The sequence below is a fragment of the Telluribacter humicola genome, assembly GCF_017355935.1.
Lineage (GTDB): Bacteria > Bacteroidota > Bacteroidia > Cytophagales > Spirosomataceae > Telluribacter > Telluribacter humicola.
On record NZ_JAFIQT010000001.1, the window covers coordinates 40802 to 56415 of the forward strand.

At 50.8% G+C, this 15614-nt stretch carries 13 protein-coding genes; 6 read left to right on the plus strand and 7 right to left on the minus strand.

What is annotated here, in order from left to right:
• The first annotated feature begins 59 nt into the window (after positions 1-59).
• The gene (locus JUB14_RS00195) at positions 60-1457 is read left to right on the plus strand and encodes a vanadium-dependent haloperoxidase (protein WP_207503396.1); all 1398 of its coding nucleotides are present in this window, start codon (positions 60-62) and stop codon (positions 1455-1457) included.
• 156 nt (positions 1458-1613) lie between these two features.
• Here JUB14_RS00195 and JUB14_RS00200 read toward each other — a convergent pair whose 3' ends face one another.
• The gene (locus tag JUB14_RS00200) at positions 1614-3506 is read right to left on the minus strand and encodes an amidophosphoribosyltransferase (protein WP_207503398.1); all 1893 of its coding nucleotides are present in this window, start codon (positions 3504-3506) and stop codon (positions 1614-1616) included.
• A 282-nt stretch (positions 3507-3788) separates the two neighbouring features.
• Here JUB14_RS00200 and JUB14_RS00205 point away from each other — a divergent pair, with 282 nt between their 5' ends.
• Positions 3789-4670: a TraB/GumN family protein gene (locus JUB14_RS00205; protein WP_207503399.1), complete on the plus strand. Its 882-nt coding sequence runs from the start codon at positions 3789-3791 to the stop codon at positions 4668-4670.
• Positions 4671-4688: 18 nt separating this feature from the next.
• On the opposite strand, the gene JUB14_RS00210 is transcribed toward JUB14_RS00205, so the two are convergent.
• Entirely contained in the window at positions 4689-6170 is a 1482-nt protein-coding gene (locus JUB14_RS00210; RefSeq protein ID WP_207503401.1) for an NADH-quinone oxidoreductase subunit N, read from the minus strand.
• A gap of 153 nt (positions 6171-6323) precedes the next feature.
• Between JUB14_RS00210 and JUB14_RS00215 the strand changes: the two genes are divergently transcribed.
• Positions 6324-7004, plus strand: coding sequence for a hypothetical protein (locus tag JUB14_RS00215; RefSeq protein WP_207503403.1), 681 nt, complete (start codon positions 6324-6326; stop codon positions 7002-7004).
• 25 nt (positions 7005-7029) lie between these two features.
• On the opposite strand, the gene JUB14_RS00220 is transcribed toward JUB14_RS00215, so the two are convergent.
• Positions 7030-7737 (minus strand): response regulator transcription factor, encoded by a 708-nt coding sequence (locus JUB14_RS00220; RefSeq protein ID WP_207503405.1) that lies wholly within the window; start codon positions 7735-7737, stop codon positions 7030-7032.
• Positions 7738-7833: 96 nt separating this feature from the next.
• Entirely contained in the window at positions 7834-8676 is an 843-nt protein-coding gene (locus JUB14_RS00225) for a YjiK family protein (RefSeq protein ID WP_207503407.1), read from the minus strand.
• Between the two features lie 74 nt (positions 8677-8750).
• On the opposite strand from JUB14_RS00225, the gene JUB14_RS00230 reads away from it, so the two are divergent.
• Positions 8751-9938 (plus strand): AI-2E family transporter, encoded by a 1188-nt coding sequence (locus JUB14_RS00230; RefSeq protein WP_229367454.1) that lies wholly within the window; start codon positions 8751-8753, stop codon positions 9936-9938.
• Here the strand turns inward: JUB14_RS00230 and JUB14_RS00235 are convergent.
• The 3 genes from JUB14_RS00235 to JUB14_RS00245 are packed head-to-tail and all read right to left on the minus strand — an operon-like array spanning position 9910 to position 11597.
• A complete protein-coding gene (locus tag JUB14_RS00235) occupies positions 9910-10539 on the minus strand; it encodes an LON peptidase substrate-binding domain-containing protein (RefSeq protein WP_207503409.1) in 630 nt (209 codons plus the stop codon). The genes JUB14_RS00230 and JUB14_RS00235 overlap by 29 nt on opposite strands.
• A gap of 13 nt (positions 10540-10552) precedes the next feature.
• Positions 10553-11041: a gliding motility lipoprotein GldH gene (locus JUB14_RS00240; RefSeq protein ID WP_207503411.1), complete on the minus strand. Its 489-nt coding sequence runs from the start codon at positions 11039-11041 to the stop codon at positions 10553-10555.
• A 58-nt stretch (positions 11042-11099) separates the two neighbouring features.
• Complete coding sequence (locus JUB14_RS00245; RefSeq protein ID WP_207503412.1) at positions 11100-11597, minus strand: hypothetical protein; 498 nt, start codon at positions 11595-11597, stop codon at positions 11100-11102.
• A 157-nt stretch (positions 11598-11754) separates the two neighbouring features.
• On the opposite strand from JUB14_RS00245, the gene JUB14_RS00250 reads away from it, so the two are divergent.
• Positions 11755-12609, plus strand: coding sequence for a sugar phosphate isomerase/epimerase family protein (locus JUB14_RS00250; protein ID WP_207503414.1), 855 nt, complete (start codon positions 11755-11757; stop codon positions 12607-12609).
• Between the two features lie 92 nt (positions 12610-12701).
• On the plus strand, positions 12702-15611 hold the full coding sequence (locus JUB14_RS00255) for a PVC-type heme-binding CxxCH protein (protein WP_207503416.1): 2910 nt from the start codon (positions 12702-12704) through the stop codon (positions 15609-15611).
• Positions 15612-15614 lie beyond the last annotated feature (3 nt).

Below are 15614 nucleotides of genomic sequence, written 5' to 3' on the forward strand. Positions count from 1 at the left end.
CTAGTAGGCCATCTATCTGATATGAATAGATACATTGGCTTATCACTTTCTAGTTCTGTATGACAAACACACTATCTTCCCTTTATCACTCTATTCCCATCTTTAAAAAAAACATACAAACAATAGGAGCCGCTACCTTGCTGTTAAGCGGGTTATATGGGTGTTCAACTTCAAGTCAGGAAGTACAGCCAGTCGAGAAAACAGCTGACACCTATAGCGCAGAGGTAGCGGATAAATGGGCTCAACTTACTCTCAGGCTCACCCGCACGACTCCCGGATTTTCTCCGCCGGTGGCCTCCCGGGCTATGGGATACGCCGGCCTGACTCTATACGAAGCCGTAGTACCGGGTATGCCTGCCAATCAATCCATGGCAGGGCAGCTCAATCAGCTTGAAAGCCTACCCACAGTGGAGGCCGGACAAACGTACAATTGGGCGTTAAGTGCCAACGCGGCCCAGGCCGAAATACTCCGTAACCTATACGCTAATACTTCGGCTGCCAACAAGGCTACTATTGACTCACTTGAGGTAGCCTTACATACTGATTACGCTCAGGAGGAGCAGACAGAGGTAGTAGAAAGATCAGAGGTATTTGGCAAAGCCATCGCAACGTCTATTTTTGAATGGTCCAGAAGTGACGGCGGTCATGAGGGGTACGCCCGTAATTTTCCGGCGGACTATGTAGTACCTGTATTTAATGGCTCCTGGCGCCCTACTGAAAACGGTCGTACGGTGCCGATGCAGCCCTACTGGGGCCGAAACCGCACCTTTGTGGTCCAGAACTCCGTCATGCCCCTGCCCCAGCCCTTACAGATATCTACTTCACCTACCTCACAGTACTATGCGCAGCACCTGGAAGTATATACCAAGAATAAATCACTAACGCAGGAAGAGAAGGAGATTGCTATCTGGTGGGCCGATGACCCAAGCGAGACATCTACTCCACCTGGTCACTCGTATAACCTTGCCCGAATAGCGCTCAAAACAGCAGGAGCTGATCTGGGGAAAGCGGCCGAAACACTGGCTCGTACCGGAATAGCCGTAGCGGATGCTTTTATACTATGCTGGAAGTGTAAGTACGCCTTTAGCGCTGAGCGCCCTTATACCTTTGTGCGTCGGGCCATCGATCCTAACTGGATTCCGTTCTGGCCGGCTCCTCCCTTTCCCAGCTATACCTCCGGCCATGCCTATCAGTCCGGTGCTGCGGCTACGGTGCTAGCCGCTCTGTATGGTCCCAACTTTAAGTTTACGGATGACACGCACGTAGGTCGTATCCGTGATGTCCAGCGAGGTGCTGATTTTAAGGCACGTGGATTTAATTCATTCTGGGAAACGGCCGAAGAGTCAGCTTACTCCCGCTTTCTGGGAGGTATTCATACTCGTCAGGACAATGATACCGGGCTGAAAGAAGGCAGGAAGATCGGACAGAACATCAATGACCTCAACTGGAAGAGGTAGATTTCCGTCGTAATAGTGCTAAAGAAACTGTGGCACAGAGTTGAACCAGGGCACTGTTCAGAGCTGTGCCATGGATACTAATGGGAAGCCATGGGTACTAAAGGAAGAGAAGCCATATCTGATGATATGGCTTCTCTTTTATATAAATAAGATCTCTTAGTAAGCACGCACCAGCTTGCCCTCGTGGAAGTTGACATATGCTTTGTTAACTACCTTATTTCCTCCAGCTGTCGGGTAATTACCGGTAAAGTACCAGTCGCCCACGTGGTCAGGACAGGCTTTATGCAAATTCTCGACAGTCTGGAAAATAACCGATACTTCGGCTTTTAATCCATGAGGACGAATGATCTCAGCTACCTTAGCGGATACTTCCTCATCCGAGAACGGCTCGTACAAAGCCTTTACAAAGTTGGTGGAGTAGGCATTTCTGGAAGCTACCGTAGCTGCACATTGTGTATATACTTCTTCGCGCAGATAGTCCAGCCCTCTTTCTTCCAACAATTTAAGCGTAGCCCTGAAGGCAACAAAGTCCTTCATCTTAGACATATCTATACCGTAGCAGTCAGGGAAACGGATCTGAGGTGCTGACGATACGATTACAATCTTCTTGGGACCCAGACGATCCAGCATCTTGAGGATACTCTTCTCGAGGGTAGTACCCCGTACGATAGAGTCATCAATGACTACCACGGTATCAATGCCCTTACGAACTACCTCAAACGTAGTATCGTACACGCTGGATACCATATCATCGCGTAGTTCGTCGGCGGTGATAAAGGTACGTGACTTTACATCCTTGGTAACCAGCTTCTCAATACGAGGGCGGAACGAAAGCAGCCGGTCGAGGTCTTCCTCAAACAGAATACCCTCCATGATCGCCTCTTTACGCTTCTTAGCCAGGTACTCTTCCAGACCTTCGATCATACCGAAGAAGGAAGTTTCAGCCGTATTGGGTATGTAAGAGAAAACCGTATTTTCCAGATCGTAATCAATCTCTTCCAGGATCTGCGGGATCAGCAGTTTACCAAGTTTCTTACGCTCGTTGTAAATATCCGGATCGGTACCGCGAGAGAAATAGATCCGCTCAAAGCTACAAGAACGCTTCTCAAGCTGAGGCAGGATTGAAAGCTCATTATACTCACCGTCCTTATTAATGATCAGGGCACTGCCGGGCGTTATTTCCTGAATCTGGTTATATTCTACGTTGAAAGCGGCCTTGATAGCCTGCTTTTCTGAAGCTACTACTACAACCTCATCATCGGCATAGTAGTAGGCAGGGCGGATACCCGCCGGATCACGCATGACGAATGCTGAGCCGTGGCCGGTAAGGCCGCACATGGCGTAGCCTCCGTCAAAGTCGCGGCACGAACGGTGGAGTACACGCTGAAGATCTATATTATCCTCAATAACATCCGACAGTGTCGGGTTTTCGAATATACCCTTGAAGCGGTCAAATACCCGTTGGTTTTCTTCGTCCAGGAAGTGGCCGATCTTTTCCATTACGGTTACAGTATCCACTTTTTCCTTGGGATGCTGTCCCAGTGATACCAGCTTACCAAATAGCTCGTCCACGTTGGTCATGTTGAAGTTACCCGCCATAACCAAGTTACGGCTACGCCAGTTGCTCTGACGAAGCATGGGGTGGCAGTTTTCAACTTCGTTGGCACCATGGGTACCATACCGAAGGTGCCCTAACCAAAGCTCACCCGTAAAGGCTACGTTCTCCTGCAGCCATTGGGCGTCAGTAGCACGTTCTTTATTATCCTTTAAAGCTTTACGGAATTTTTTGTGAACTTTAGCGAAGATATCCGCTACGGGTTGTGGCTCGACTGAGCGGTACCGGCTGATATACCGGCGACCTGGGGGTACCTCTATCTTGATGTTAGCTACTCCGGCTCCGTCCTGTCCACGGTTAACCTGCTTTTCCATCATTACCGATAGCTTGTGTACCGCGTAGAGGGGGGTCTGGTACTTATCAATATAATACTGATAAGGCTTCCGCAGACGGATGAGAGCAATTCCGCACTCGTGCTTTATGGCGTCACTCATGAGAAGATGAGGTGTTAGTGTATAAGCTGGTATTCAAAAAATTACAAAACTTCTTCTCGGTTTTGATACTGACTAAACTACCCACTGGATGCTTTAGTTCGTAGTGATTATTACAAAGGTATAAATTACTTTGCGTGGAAGAACGATGTGTAGCCTGAAAAAATTTGATGGCTCCAACGTTACTTCATTGCGGAAAGTCGGCTCATTGTAACCAGGCCGCCATTATGATAACTATGTAGTTGTACGAATAGAAATTTATTTAGAAAAACGATCGAAAATAATATGGGAAATATAATTAAAAAAAGATGGGGTTGGGTAGTGGCAGGTCTGGTACTTGCTGCCGTTACGGTCCGGGCGCAGGCTCCCAGGGAGTCGTCGCTGCTATGGGAAATCTCAGGAAAAGCGTTGACCAAACCCTCGTACCTGTATGGTACCATACACCTGATCTGCCCCACTGATTTCAGCCTGAGTGATGGTCTTAAAGAACGCCTACAGAAAGCCGAGCAACTGGCGCTGGAACTGGATATGGACGATCCGGGAATGATGATGTCGATGGCCCAGCTCATGCTGATGCAGGACAATAAGCAGCTAAGTACCTTGTTGCCTAAAGATGATTACACCCGGCTGAACCAGTTCTTCCGGGATTCGGTGGGAATGAATATAGCGCCGTTTGAACGCGCCAAGCCTTTTGTGCTGATGAGCCTCCTGTTTAACCGGGTATTGGACTGTCAGCCGCAGTCGTACGAAATGACGCTGGTGGGTCTTGCCAAAAAGCAGCAGATAGAGGTAGTAGGGCTGGAAACCGTAGCGGAGCAAATGGCCGTATTTGACACCATACCCTACCAGGATCAGGCCCGAATGCTGGTACAGATGATTGATAACCTACCCAAAGCCCGCACAGAATTTACACAGATGGTGAGCCTGTACAAGAAACAGGATGTAGCCGCGCTTCACAAGATGACACTGGAAAGTGACTTTGATATGCAGGGCCAGGAAGAGGTTCTGCTCAATGGTCGTAACCGCCGCTGGATACCACTTATGGCAGCTATGATGACACAGAAGCCTACCTTTTTTGCCGTAGGAGCGGCACATCTGGGAGGTGATGAGGGAGTAATAGCCTTACTCAGAAAGCAGGGATACAAAGTTACGCCTGTACGTCAGTAGGGGCTCTTGCTTACTTCCCTACAACTGTCCGATCCAGTGGATAAGCCAGTTGGGACGGAAGAAGAGTAGCACGACCAGCGCCATCAGCAGGCCTGCCAGTACGCGGTTGGCGACGAGAGGCGCTGTAAAATCCTGCTGCTCGGGTGCCGTCTCGGGGACCATCACGGGAGACGTACGGAAAAACAGTAAGAATGGTATGCGCAGGTAGTAGGCCAGCGATATAGCGGCATTCAGGATACCTCCGATCAGGAGCCAGAGCATCCAGGGCTGTCCCATCTGCTGGTAGCTATCCCAGAGCGCCGAGAATACCAGCCACTTGGCGGTAAAGCCTACCGTAGGCGGTAGACCCGCCAGGGCTATCATTACTACCGTAATCGCTATACTTACTCCTACCTGCTTGCGTCCCAGCCCGGTGTAGAGGCTTAGATCTGTATTGGTTCGCGGATGAAGCAAATCAATAAGGAAGAAGGCAGCCATATTGATGAGTACGTAGGAGGCCGTATAAAAGGTAGCTGCTTCAAAGCCGGGTTCCGTATAAGCCACTATACCTACGATCAGGTACCCGGCCTGTGCGATGGATGAGTACGCCAGCAGGCGACGCGCGTTCTGCTGCCAGAGCGCTGCGACGTTACCGGCCGTAATGCTGATCAGAGCTACACCACCCAGCGTGGGAAGCAACTGGGGAGGAAGGGCACCAGTAAGCCGCATCAGTACCAGGAGTGCCGCCGCCTTGGGGGCTACTGACAGAAAGGATACCAGCGGCGTGGGCGCAGCCTCATACACATCGGGTGTCCATACATGGAAAGGTACCAGTGACAGCTTAAAGAGCAGCCCGCCCAGTGTCAGCAGTAGGGCTACCTGCATCACAAAAGTGGGATTATTGGCCAGGCCCGCCTGCATGGCCTCGTTGGTGATATCCAGGGTGCCCGTGAGGCCATAGATCAGGGATATACCATAGAGCATAATGGCCGAACTTACCGACCCATAGAGCAGGTACTTGATGCCGCCTTCGGTTGCTTTTCGATAGGGAGAGAGGGCCACCAGCAGGTACGAACATATCGACAGCAGCTCCAGAGCGAGGTATATTGTCAGCAGGTGCGTGGCCATACACAGCAGCGTCATACCTAGCACCGCTGCTACCAGGAGCGCATTCAGCTCGGAGGGGAAGGTATAACGCAGGTACCTTATATGCAGCAGTGTGCCTAGCCAGGCTACCACCACCAGACCTTTGAAGAATACAGCCTTGTTGTCCAAGTACAGTAACGGTTCAAATCGGAAGCCGGGTGCACCTCCCCACTGCGTTATTACCAGTCCCAGCGTCACGATGGCTCCCAGTATGGTACCTGTCTGCAGCCAGCGGGCAGCTTTTTCTTTTCCCAGCCGGGGCGTTAGTAGTAACTCGGCCGTGAGGAGAAGCAGAAAAAAAACGGTCAGAAAGAGTTCAGGGCCTATACCGGCCAGACTCTGACGAATATGGAGGAGTTGTTCGTTGAGATACAAAATCGTTGGAACAATTTTTTGACAAAAGTACACACAAGATGGTAGGCCTCACCAAAAAATGTGAGATTAAAGCCTGCACCGCATTAAATCATAGATTTATTACTTATTTAAGGTCAAAGTAGTACCTAACACAAATCTCTAACTTATATGACCATGAAAAAAATAATAAGTAGTCTGGTACTGGCAGCATTTCTGATACCAGCCCATGCTCAGTACATGACCGACGTCAACGGGCGTGTTGTTTCGGAATACAAATATACGGATACAGAGGGATCTCCCTATTTGCTCGACGACAAGTGGATTACGGGGACTCTCCGGACTACCAGCGATAAGGTGGTAGATGGCGTTAAAATGAAGTACGATATATTTCAGGATGAACTTGAGTATGAAAAAGAAGGTAAGCTGTATCGTCTGGGCGCTAATGAAGTAGTAGAGTTCGCTATGCCGACCGGTGATGCCCTGTATATATTTCGACGTGGTTTTCCGGCCATTGATGATCAGACCGAATCCAGCTTTTACCGGGTACTACATGATGGTAATACCAAGCTGCTGAAGCGCTTCGAAAGCAAAAAGCGGGAGGAGAAACAGTATAATTCGGCTACGGCCGTCAGCCGTTTTGTTCCTAATGAGCAACTATATGTTTATAAGCAGGGGAAGATGCACCCTATCAAAAAAGGGGACAAGAAGGCGCTCCTAAGCCTGCTTAGCGATAAGAAAAATCTTATGGAGCATAACATAAAAGAACAGCAACTTAACCTTAAGTCAGAGGTGGACATGGTCAAGTTGCTGGAAGAATATGATGCCTATAAAGCTGGTGACGCAGATCCCCGCTAAGACATTAAGATATAGAAGTAGGCCTCTATTCGGGTTGGTCTGTAAACATGTATCCAACTCCCTTTAGGGTCTTGATGTAGCCTTCGCCGAGTTTTTCACGAAGCTTGCGAATGTGTACATCTACGGTACGTTCGAGTACATAAATGTCAGCTCCCCATATTTTTTGGAGTAGCTCTTCGCGGCTAAACACCTTGTTGGGGCTCTGGGCAAGGAAGAACAGCAGTTCAAATTCTTTCTTGGGGAGTATAATCGACTTTTCTCCCTGACTTACCGTATAATTCTGACGATTTATAGAAAGGTCGGCAATGGTGACTTCATCACCAGGGTCGGCCTTTTGTGCTTCCCGCCGGAACAGCGCGTTGATGCGGCTCATCAGAGCGCGGGGTTTGATGGGCTTGGTAATATAATCGTCAGCGCCTATTTCGAAGGCCGCTACTTCGGAGTACTCTTCGGAGCGTGCCGTCAGGAACAGGATGTACACGTGGCGGAGCTCCGCGGTCTGCCGGAGGATACGGGCTGTTTCGATCCCATCCAACTGAGGCATCATGATGTCCAGCAGGATCAGGTCCGGGACAAAATCTTTGGCTATTTCAATGGCCTTTTTACCGTTGGAAGCGGTTTCTACAAAGTACCCCTCCTTCTGAAGATTATACTCCAGTAGCTCTACTATATCCGGATCGTCGTCAACCACTAGTACTTTTGTTGCTACCTGAGTTGCTGCTTTGGCGCTCATGCGGTGAGGTGATTGAGGTTATTAATTCAGGTTCGAAATTAGCGTATGTGTTAAGGATATCGGTCGCAGAGGCTGAGTCTTAACACAAATTTAACATCAGCGACGCATTAATTTAAACACCTGCCTTTGCTCATTGGTCACCAGCAGGTCCGTGTTATTCAGGAACATAATACCTTCGGTCTGCTTCTTTACCAATCGGAGGCAGCCCAGAGGGTGGTTGAAATTGATCCTACCTGACTCTACTCCAAACAATAGTATTTTACCATAGGTTAGTAATGCGTAGGTTTTACCATCGGGGCTAATGTCCGCTCCGGTTACCTGGCCTTGTATAGCTATACTATCAACGGGAGTTACCACATAATCACCCGCCTGTGTAGGTACTTCATAAAGCTTGACTGAATGATCCGTTTTAGTCCGGTTTTTCGAGAAGAGGTACAGCTTTTGGTTGTAGTAAAACATCGCCTCACTATCATATTGCTGTGATTCAGGAGCCAATGACGGTTGGCTATCCTGCTCTGCGTAGCGAAAGGTGATGGTTTCAGCCCGGGAGGTTTCGGGTGAAACAGCGAAGATATTGAATGAGCGGCGCGTGTTGCTGTTGTTGCCCGTATCAGCAATATACAGGATGCCTTCCGGGCTTTGGGCCAGATCTTCCCAGTCCTGGTTAGGTATGTCCGAAACCTGAAAGGTAGATACCAGGGCTCCTCTATGATCTACTTCGTACAGTACCGATCCTCCTCCACTATCATTATGAGTCCAGAAGGTATTGTCGCCTCGGCCCATAGCCAAACCTGAGCTCTCATCAATAATCGCCGGAAGTTTACCTATTTTGCTAATCTTGTAGTCGGAACGTACCTTTTCAAGATTATGCTGCTGACGTTCGGTCTGACAGCCGCACAGCATTGTTTTAAATAAAAACCACAGATAAAAAAGCTTCATATATGAACACCTCTACGGGGCCTGGCCAAATCAAAGATACAAGATTCCCTTTGTACTTTAAAGTAGCCTGTATTATGGTATCACTGCTGGCAGGCGTATACATACTGTACATTCTTCGTGAAATTATTATTCCCCTTGCCTTTTCGGTACTGTTCTCTATACTGCTGCATCCGTTGTGCCTGCGGCTTGAACGCTGGCGTGTGCCACGCATACTGGCTATCCTGATCAGTATCCTTATATTTATCGTGGTCCTGGTGGGCCTGATTTATGTAGCCTCTATTCAGATCGCAGGCTTCGCCGATGAGATACCTCGCATAACAGCCAAAGCAGAAGACCTATTGGACCAGATGTTGTCGATGGGCGAGCGATACTTTGATTTAAGTCGTAGCCAGCAGGTAACCGAAGGAAAAAGGTACCTCTTGAATGCATTGGGTGAAAGCCGGACCATGCTACTGAGCACCGTAGTTGCTACTACCGGTACTCTTACAACCGCTATTCTGGTACCTATTTATGTATTCTTTTTCCTGCTGTACCGCGATTTTTTCAGACGCTTTCTGCACAAGGCTTTCAAGCAGGTACCCCATTACAAGCTGGATCGTATTCTGCAGAAAATATATGAAGTCATTAAGAGCTACCTGGCGGGACTGGTGCTGGTCATAGGTATCGTGGGGGTGTTAAATACCATCGGCTTACTTCTGCTGGGGATTGACAATGCCATTTTCTTTGGCTTTCTGGCTGCTTTTCTGATCCTTATTCCCTACGTCGGTATCCTCATCGGCTCTATTCTACCGGCCCTGATGAGTATTGTCACGGAAGATTCTCCCATTTATGCTCTAGGGGTAATTGGGGTGATGGCTTTCGTGCAGTTTCTGGAAGGTAATTTTATCACGCCTAATATTGTAGGTTCCAAGATAAGTATCAACCCGCTGGCGGCTATTGTGGCTCTGTTTCTGGGGGGGCAGCTATGGGGCCTGTCGGGATTAATACTGGCGTTACCGCTGACAGCCATCATAAAGGTAATACTGGACTCCAGCCCCAGCCTTGAGCCATATGGCTACCTGTTGGGTGAGCCGGAGCGTGAGGTGGCGGAAGAAAATGCCCGCGAGGAGCAGCGCGCACAGATAGTGGAACCCCAAAAGCGCCGACGACCACCCCGTCACCGCAATCGTAAGAAGCCTACCCCTAATAACAGACCTGAAGGTACTCCGCCGCCACCGCCCGGACCTACTGGCCCTAGAAATTCAGAGGATCAAGATTCTTAAAATGGCCGTTGAGACGGATGCGGGCCTTGGTCTGCTCCATGTCAGCCACTACAGGTAATACTTTGCGCAGGTGTTGGATCAGGAATAGTTGCCTTTCGCTTTCCTGAGGTATTGTAAGCAATTCGTACTCATCGTCCAGCGACATACCTACCTTATGAGCAACCTGGAATGAGAAAGGCGCAACCTCTACCTGATACTCCACAGTAATGGAAAGCAAGTTGTAGAGCTGGTCGAGTAGCTTTGTGAGCTCGGGCAGAGGGCTATCCAGGTCGGTAGACTCGGAGGTGTAGATAACTTCTCCACCGGCGTATAGCTTATCTTCCATGGGATTATTGAAGGTATCGATCTGGAACACCCGCAGGCCTCTCGTTGAAATGTCCATCCGGCCGTCGTCGTAGCGCTTGTGCAGGGCCACTACTTCTACCTCGGTACCATAGCCGGGCAACCGGTCGTTCAGAAAGGCCGGGATTCCAAACGTCTTATTTTCCTCCAGGCACTCATCGATGAGCTGTCGGTAGCGAAGCTCAAAAATATGCAGATTAAGTTTCTCGCCCGGATAAACAACCAGATTCAGAGGAAACAGGGGGAGCATTGGTGTCATGCCTTAGAGTTATTTATGGGTTGGCAGGAGTAGCCTTTTCGACACTAACACCAACACCCAGTACAAATGGCAGCGGATTTTGCCGCATGGACTGTTCAATGGTGAGCGTATAGGTACCTGACTTAGGGAAATGGTAGTTCTGGAGAAAAGGTATCTTGTGGTCGAACAGGTCTCCCAGGCCGCTTCCGTACGGTTTACCCGTAGTTTCGTTGGAAAGATACAGCTCTTCCAGGCGGGCAGCTACTATCTGACCATCCGGCCCGGTTATTTTGCGTGTCAGGTAGAGGTTATAGTAGGGGTACTGCAGGCTGTTACGTACCAGGTAGTACAGGTTATATGCCTGAGTAGTATCCGTAATTTCGATCTTAAAAGTAGGAGTGTTCTTGACGTACCAAAGGCCATCTTCAATATCTTCGTAGGCTTTATATACGGTGTTAGGGTCATTACAGCCGGATAGCCATATGCTTAGCCCCACTACTCCCAGAATCTTCAAAAGTCTCATTCGGAATCAGATAAAGTACAGGACAAATCTAATTCCGAATGGGCACCTTTCAAAACGGTCAGGCTGTTTGCTGCCTAAAGTAGCGTTTCAGCCAGGTCCGGTCAGCCGCTACTTTCCACCGGGTCATCCACTGCGCTTTGGTACTGACCAGATTATCAAATACCGTGGTAGAAGGAGTGATTTCTTCGTCAGCAATGGCCTGCTTCACTTCACTCATAGATAAGGTCTTAACCTTCTTATGCGCATCAAGGTAAGCTACCGACCGATCAAAGAAATCCACATTCAGTTGCTGGCCGATTTCCTGTAGCCAGTGTACAGTCCTATCGATGGAGCAGCCGCTGGGGTGTTCGTGCGATTCATCAACGGCAATGACGACAAATCGGTTATAGAATACTTTTCCCGATGATAGCAGGGGTTTGTTGTGCGCAGCCCATCCATCAAGTGCAGCCTTCAGGGTTTCGGTGATGGTTCCTGTCTCCTGCTCGGTCAGTTCCCGTGAAGCCTGATAAATCCAGATACGGGCGTTAAAATCTATCTCATCAAACGGAATGTACATAACATATAGAGTTTTGATTACTACTAATTTACAAAAAAAGGCTAACCAGGGGCTGTCGGCTCATTAGTATTTCAACAAGTTGCCCCCGCTCTGGGTTCGCTTGCAGTAAAAGGTATCTCTTACTATCCTTTTTAGGATGTAAAAGAACAAAAAAACTATGTTTAGTCGTCGCGATGCTATCCGAAAAGCTACTCTTGGATTGGGAGCTATCGTTATGCTGGATACTGAGTCTCTTCTAAAGCCCCAGTATCACCTGGGCGCCTGCGACTGGTCATTGGGTAAAGCCATGAGTCCGGAGGCGTTTGACCTGGCCCGGCAGATTGGCTTGCAGGGGCTGCAGGTGAGCTATAATACGGGCAAGGATGAAGTAGGCCTATCTAACCCGGCTATGCTACAAGCCATTCGTGAAGCCGCCAAACGTACTGGAGTGCAGGTATCCAGTCTGGCGATTGGGCAGCTAAACCAGGTACCCTACAAGTCAGAAGGCCGAACGGAGGAGTGGGTATGGAATAGCGTGGAGGCGGCCCGGGCGTTGGGGGCGCCGGTAGTGTTACTGGCTTTTTTCTCACAGGGGGATCTGCGGAAGGATGATGCGGGTAAGAAAGTAGTCGTTAGTCGGCTTAAAAAAGTAGCCCCGCAGGCTGAGAAGCAGGGCGTGACGCTTGGAATAGAGTCGTACCTGAGCGCGCAGGAGCACCTGGACATTATCCAAGCCGTAGGCTCGCCCGCCGTAAAGGTGTACTACGACTTCCGTAATGCCACCGATGCGGGCTACGACATCTACCAGGAGATCCCCATGCTGGGCCGGGAGCAGATCTGCGAGATCCACATGAAAGAAAATGGCTTCCGCCTGGGTGAAGGCACCCTAGACTGGCCCCGAATAGCCAGGGCGGTGAAGGATATAGGCTATAAAGGCTGGATGCAGCTCGAATGGGCCAGTCCCAAAGGAATTGATATTGTAGAATGCTACCGCCATAACCGCCAGTACCTTGAGAAGCTGTTCAGGTTTTAGGTAGCTGTATGCTTTAAGCTTTAGGCAGTAAGCTTCATTTATTAAACCAACTAGCTTTAAATTCATCAGTGAGTAATAACGGTACTTGTCCCATGAATATATCCCTGCCTCTTCCCTCACACAAGCAACTCACCCTCGTTCTGGCCGCTGCCGTTACCGTGCTGGGTGGCCTGGCTTTTCTGCCCTCCCTCCCACCACAAAAATCTGCTTCGCTACCCGTAGCGGCCGAGGACTCCTCCCGCCTTTACGCCCCCGATGACCTGGATGTAACGCTCTGGGCCGAGGCACCGCTGTTCCATAACCCTACTAATATAGATATTGATGCCCGGGGACGAGTATGGGTAACTGAGGCGGTTAACTACCGGGACTTCAACACCAAACCGGGTGAACGACTGTCGCACCGAACTAAGGGTGATCGGGTGGTGATCCTGGAGGATAAAGACGGAGATGGCAAGGCTGAAAGCTCCAAAGTATTTGTCGAAGATTCGCTGCTGACGGCGCCGCTGGGTATTGCGGTCATTGGTAATAAAGTAATCGTATCCTGCGCACCTAACCTGCTGGTGTACACGGATGAGGATGGCGACGACCGTCCTGACCGTCGCGAAGTACTGCTGACTGGCTTCGGGGGCTACGACCACGACCACTCGCTGCACGCTGTAGTAGCGGGACCGGATGGCCGCTGGTACTTCAACACTGGCAACGCCGGGCCGCACGTAGTGACCGACCGCAGCGGCTGGACCCTGCGTAGCGGGAGTCTATACACCGGCGGTACTCCCTATAACAAGGAGAACCAGGGCAACATGAAGTCGGACGACGGGCGCGTATGGGTAGGTGGCCTGGCGTTGCGTATCAATCCTGACGGGACGGGGCTGAAGGTACTGGGGCACAACTTCCGTAACAACTACGAGCTGGCGCTGGATAGTTACGGTAATATGTGGCAGAACGACAATGACGACCAGGTCATTACCTGCCGAACGTCTTTCCTGCTTGAAAATGGCAACGCTGGGTACTTCTCGACCGACGGTACCCGCTATTGGCAGGCCGATCGCCGACCGGGGCAGGATATGTTCACGGCGCACTGGCACCAGGAGGACCCAGGCGTCATGCCCGCCGGTGATAACACCGGTGCGGGTTCGCCTACCGGCGTACTGTACTACGAAGGCGACGCGCTGGGGCCACAGTACCGGGGTACCTTATTGAGTTGCGAGGCCGGGCGCAACGTCATCTTTGCCTATCAGCCGCAAAAAGACGGTGCGGGATTCAAGTTGCAGCGCCGCGACATGATTAGCTCCTTCCCGCAGGCCTCGGAGCGCTATGAGTGGTTCGAGACGGACAAAGACGCGCGTAAGTGGTTTCGGCCATCAGACATAGCCGCCGGGCCTGAAGGCGCCCTTTACATCGCCGATTGGTACGACCCCATCGTGGGTGGCCACGCCATGCATGACCGCAAAGGCTACGGCCGTATTTATCGCGTCACACCCAAAGGTAAGAAGCTCTCCACGCCCAAGCTGGACTTAAGTACTACAGCGGGTATGGTGGAAGCCCTGAAGAATCCGGCGGTAAACGTGCGCCTGCTGGGATTTGAGGCGCTACGTCGTAAAGGCGAAGCGGTAGTGGGTGAAGTGAAAGCACTACTAACTGCCGATAACCCTTACCACCGGGCGCGGGCGGTGTGGTTGCTGCCGCAACTGGGAAAACTGGGGAGAATAGAAGCCGAGAAACTACTGCAAAGTCCGGATGAAAATATGCGCATGACAGCCTTCCGGGCGCTACGGGCTACAACGCCGGATGTACTCCCCTACGCCCGTCAGATGGCAGGAGATGCCGATGCCGCCTTGCGGCGGGAAGTGGCCATTGCCCTGCGTGATGTACCCTATGAACAATCAAAACCTATAATTACAGAGCTGCTGCAATTCTACGATGGAAAGGACCGCTGGTACCTGGAGGCGCTGGGTACTGCGGTCGAAGGTAAAGAGGCGCAGGTGTACCAACTGGTGCAAGAGCTGTACAGGGAGCAGCCGGAGGCCTGGTCGCCGCAGCGATTCAACCTCACCTGGCGGTTGCATCCCGCACAGGCTGTAAGTGATCTGAAGCTACGCGCTGGTTCGGCGAAGGTACCTGCTGAGGAGCGGCGTAAGGCCCTGACGGCGCTGGCCTTTGTAAAGGATAAGAAGGCGGCAGAGGCGATGCTGGCTCTTTCGTCTTCGCAACTACCCGATGTAGCCACGGGTGCGGGCTGGTGGCTCAACTTCCGCCGGACCAACGATTGGGCCGAGCTGCTCGACTGGCAGACAGCCACGACGCAAGCCATTACGCCCGCCTACCGTCAGATGCTAGATCTCAAAAAGCAGGTACAGGACAAGAATCAGCCAATAACAGCCAGGATCGAGGCGGCAAAGAAGATGGCCTCAGATGCCGACGGAGGTAATATGCTGATAGACTTGAAAGCCCAGTGGCAACTACCCGATACCATTGCAAAGGCGGTAAGTGAGCAAATCTTCGCCAATCCTGACCAGAATGTGCGGGTACTTGCCAGTCAGTTCTTTCCGCGTAACGGCAAGGTACTGAAGGTAGACTTCATCGCCCGGATGAATGGTAATAGGGAGAAGGGAAAAACCATCTTCGCCACCAACTGCGCCACCTGCCACCGTCACGGCGAGAACGGCGCCGAGGTAGGCCCCGACCTGACGCAGATTCACCAGAAGTTCGATAAACTAGCTCTGTTGGATGCTATCGTAAATCCCTCGGCTAGTATGGTGTTCGGTTACGAAGCCTATACCATTACGACTAAGAAGGGCGAGAGCTACTTCGGTTTCCTGCTCAGCGACGGCGCCACGGTAGTACTCAAAGATGCCGCTGGGAAGCAGCATGCCATCAAAGCCAATCAGATTAAAGACAGAGTAAAGATGCCCCGGTCCCTGATGCCCGAGCCTACGGTACTGGGACTGGACGAGCAGGCTCTGGCTGACCTGACGGGCTACCTGCTTAGTTTTAAGCAGTAGGTG

Coding starts and splice junctions, on each gene's coding strand:
- JUB14_RS00245 (WP_207503412.1), bottom strand. CDS start 11,597: ATGTACATTCCGTTTGATGAGATAGATTTTAACGCCCGTATCTGGATT.
- JUB14_RS00215 (WP_207503403.1), top strand. CDS start 6,324: ATGAAAAAAATAATAAGTAGTCTGGTACTGGCAGCATTTCTGATACCA.
- JUB14_RS00220 (WP_207503405.1), bottom strand. CDS start 7,737: ATGAGCGCCAAAGCAGCAACTCAGGTAGCAACAAAAGTACTAGTGGTT.
- JUB14_RS00200 (WP_207503398.1), bottom strand. CDS start 3,506: ATGAGTGACGCCATAAAGCACGAGTGCGGAATTGCTCTCATCCGTCTG.
- JUB14_RS00240 (WP_207503411.1), bottom strand. CDS start 11,041: ATGAGACTTTTGAAGATTCTGGGAGTAGTGGGGCTAAGCATATGGCTA.
- JUB14_RS00255 (WP_207503416.1), top strand. CDS start 12,702: ATGAATATATCCCTGCCTCTTCCCTCACACAAGCAACTCACCCTCGTT.
- JUB14_RS00225 (WP_207503407.1), bottom strand. CDS start 8,676: ATGAAGCTTTTTTATCTGTGGTTTTTATTTAAAACAATGCTGTGCGGC.
- JUB14_RS00230 (WP_229367454.1), top strand. CDS start 8,751: ATGGTATCACTGCTGGCAGGCGTATACATACTGTACATTCTTCGTGAA.
- JUB14_RS00250 (WP_207503414.1), top strand. CDS start 11,755: ATGTTTAGTCGTCGCGATGCTATCCGAAAAGCTACTCTTGGATTGGGA.
- JUB14_RS00235 (WP_207503409.1), bottom strand. CDS start 10,539: ATGACACCAATGCTCCCCCTGTTTCCTCTGAATCTGGTTGTTTATCCG.
- JUB14_RS00205 (WP_207503399.1), top strand. CDS start 3,789: ATGGGAAATATAATTAAAAAAAGATGGGGTTGGGTAGTGGCAGGTCTG.
- JUB14_RS00195 (WP_207503396.1), top strand. CDS start 60: ATGACAAACACACTATCTTCCCTTTATCACTCTATTCCCATCTTTAAA.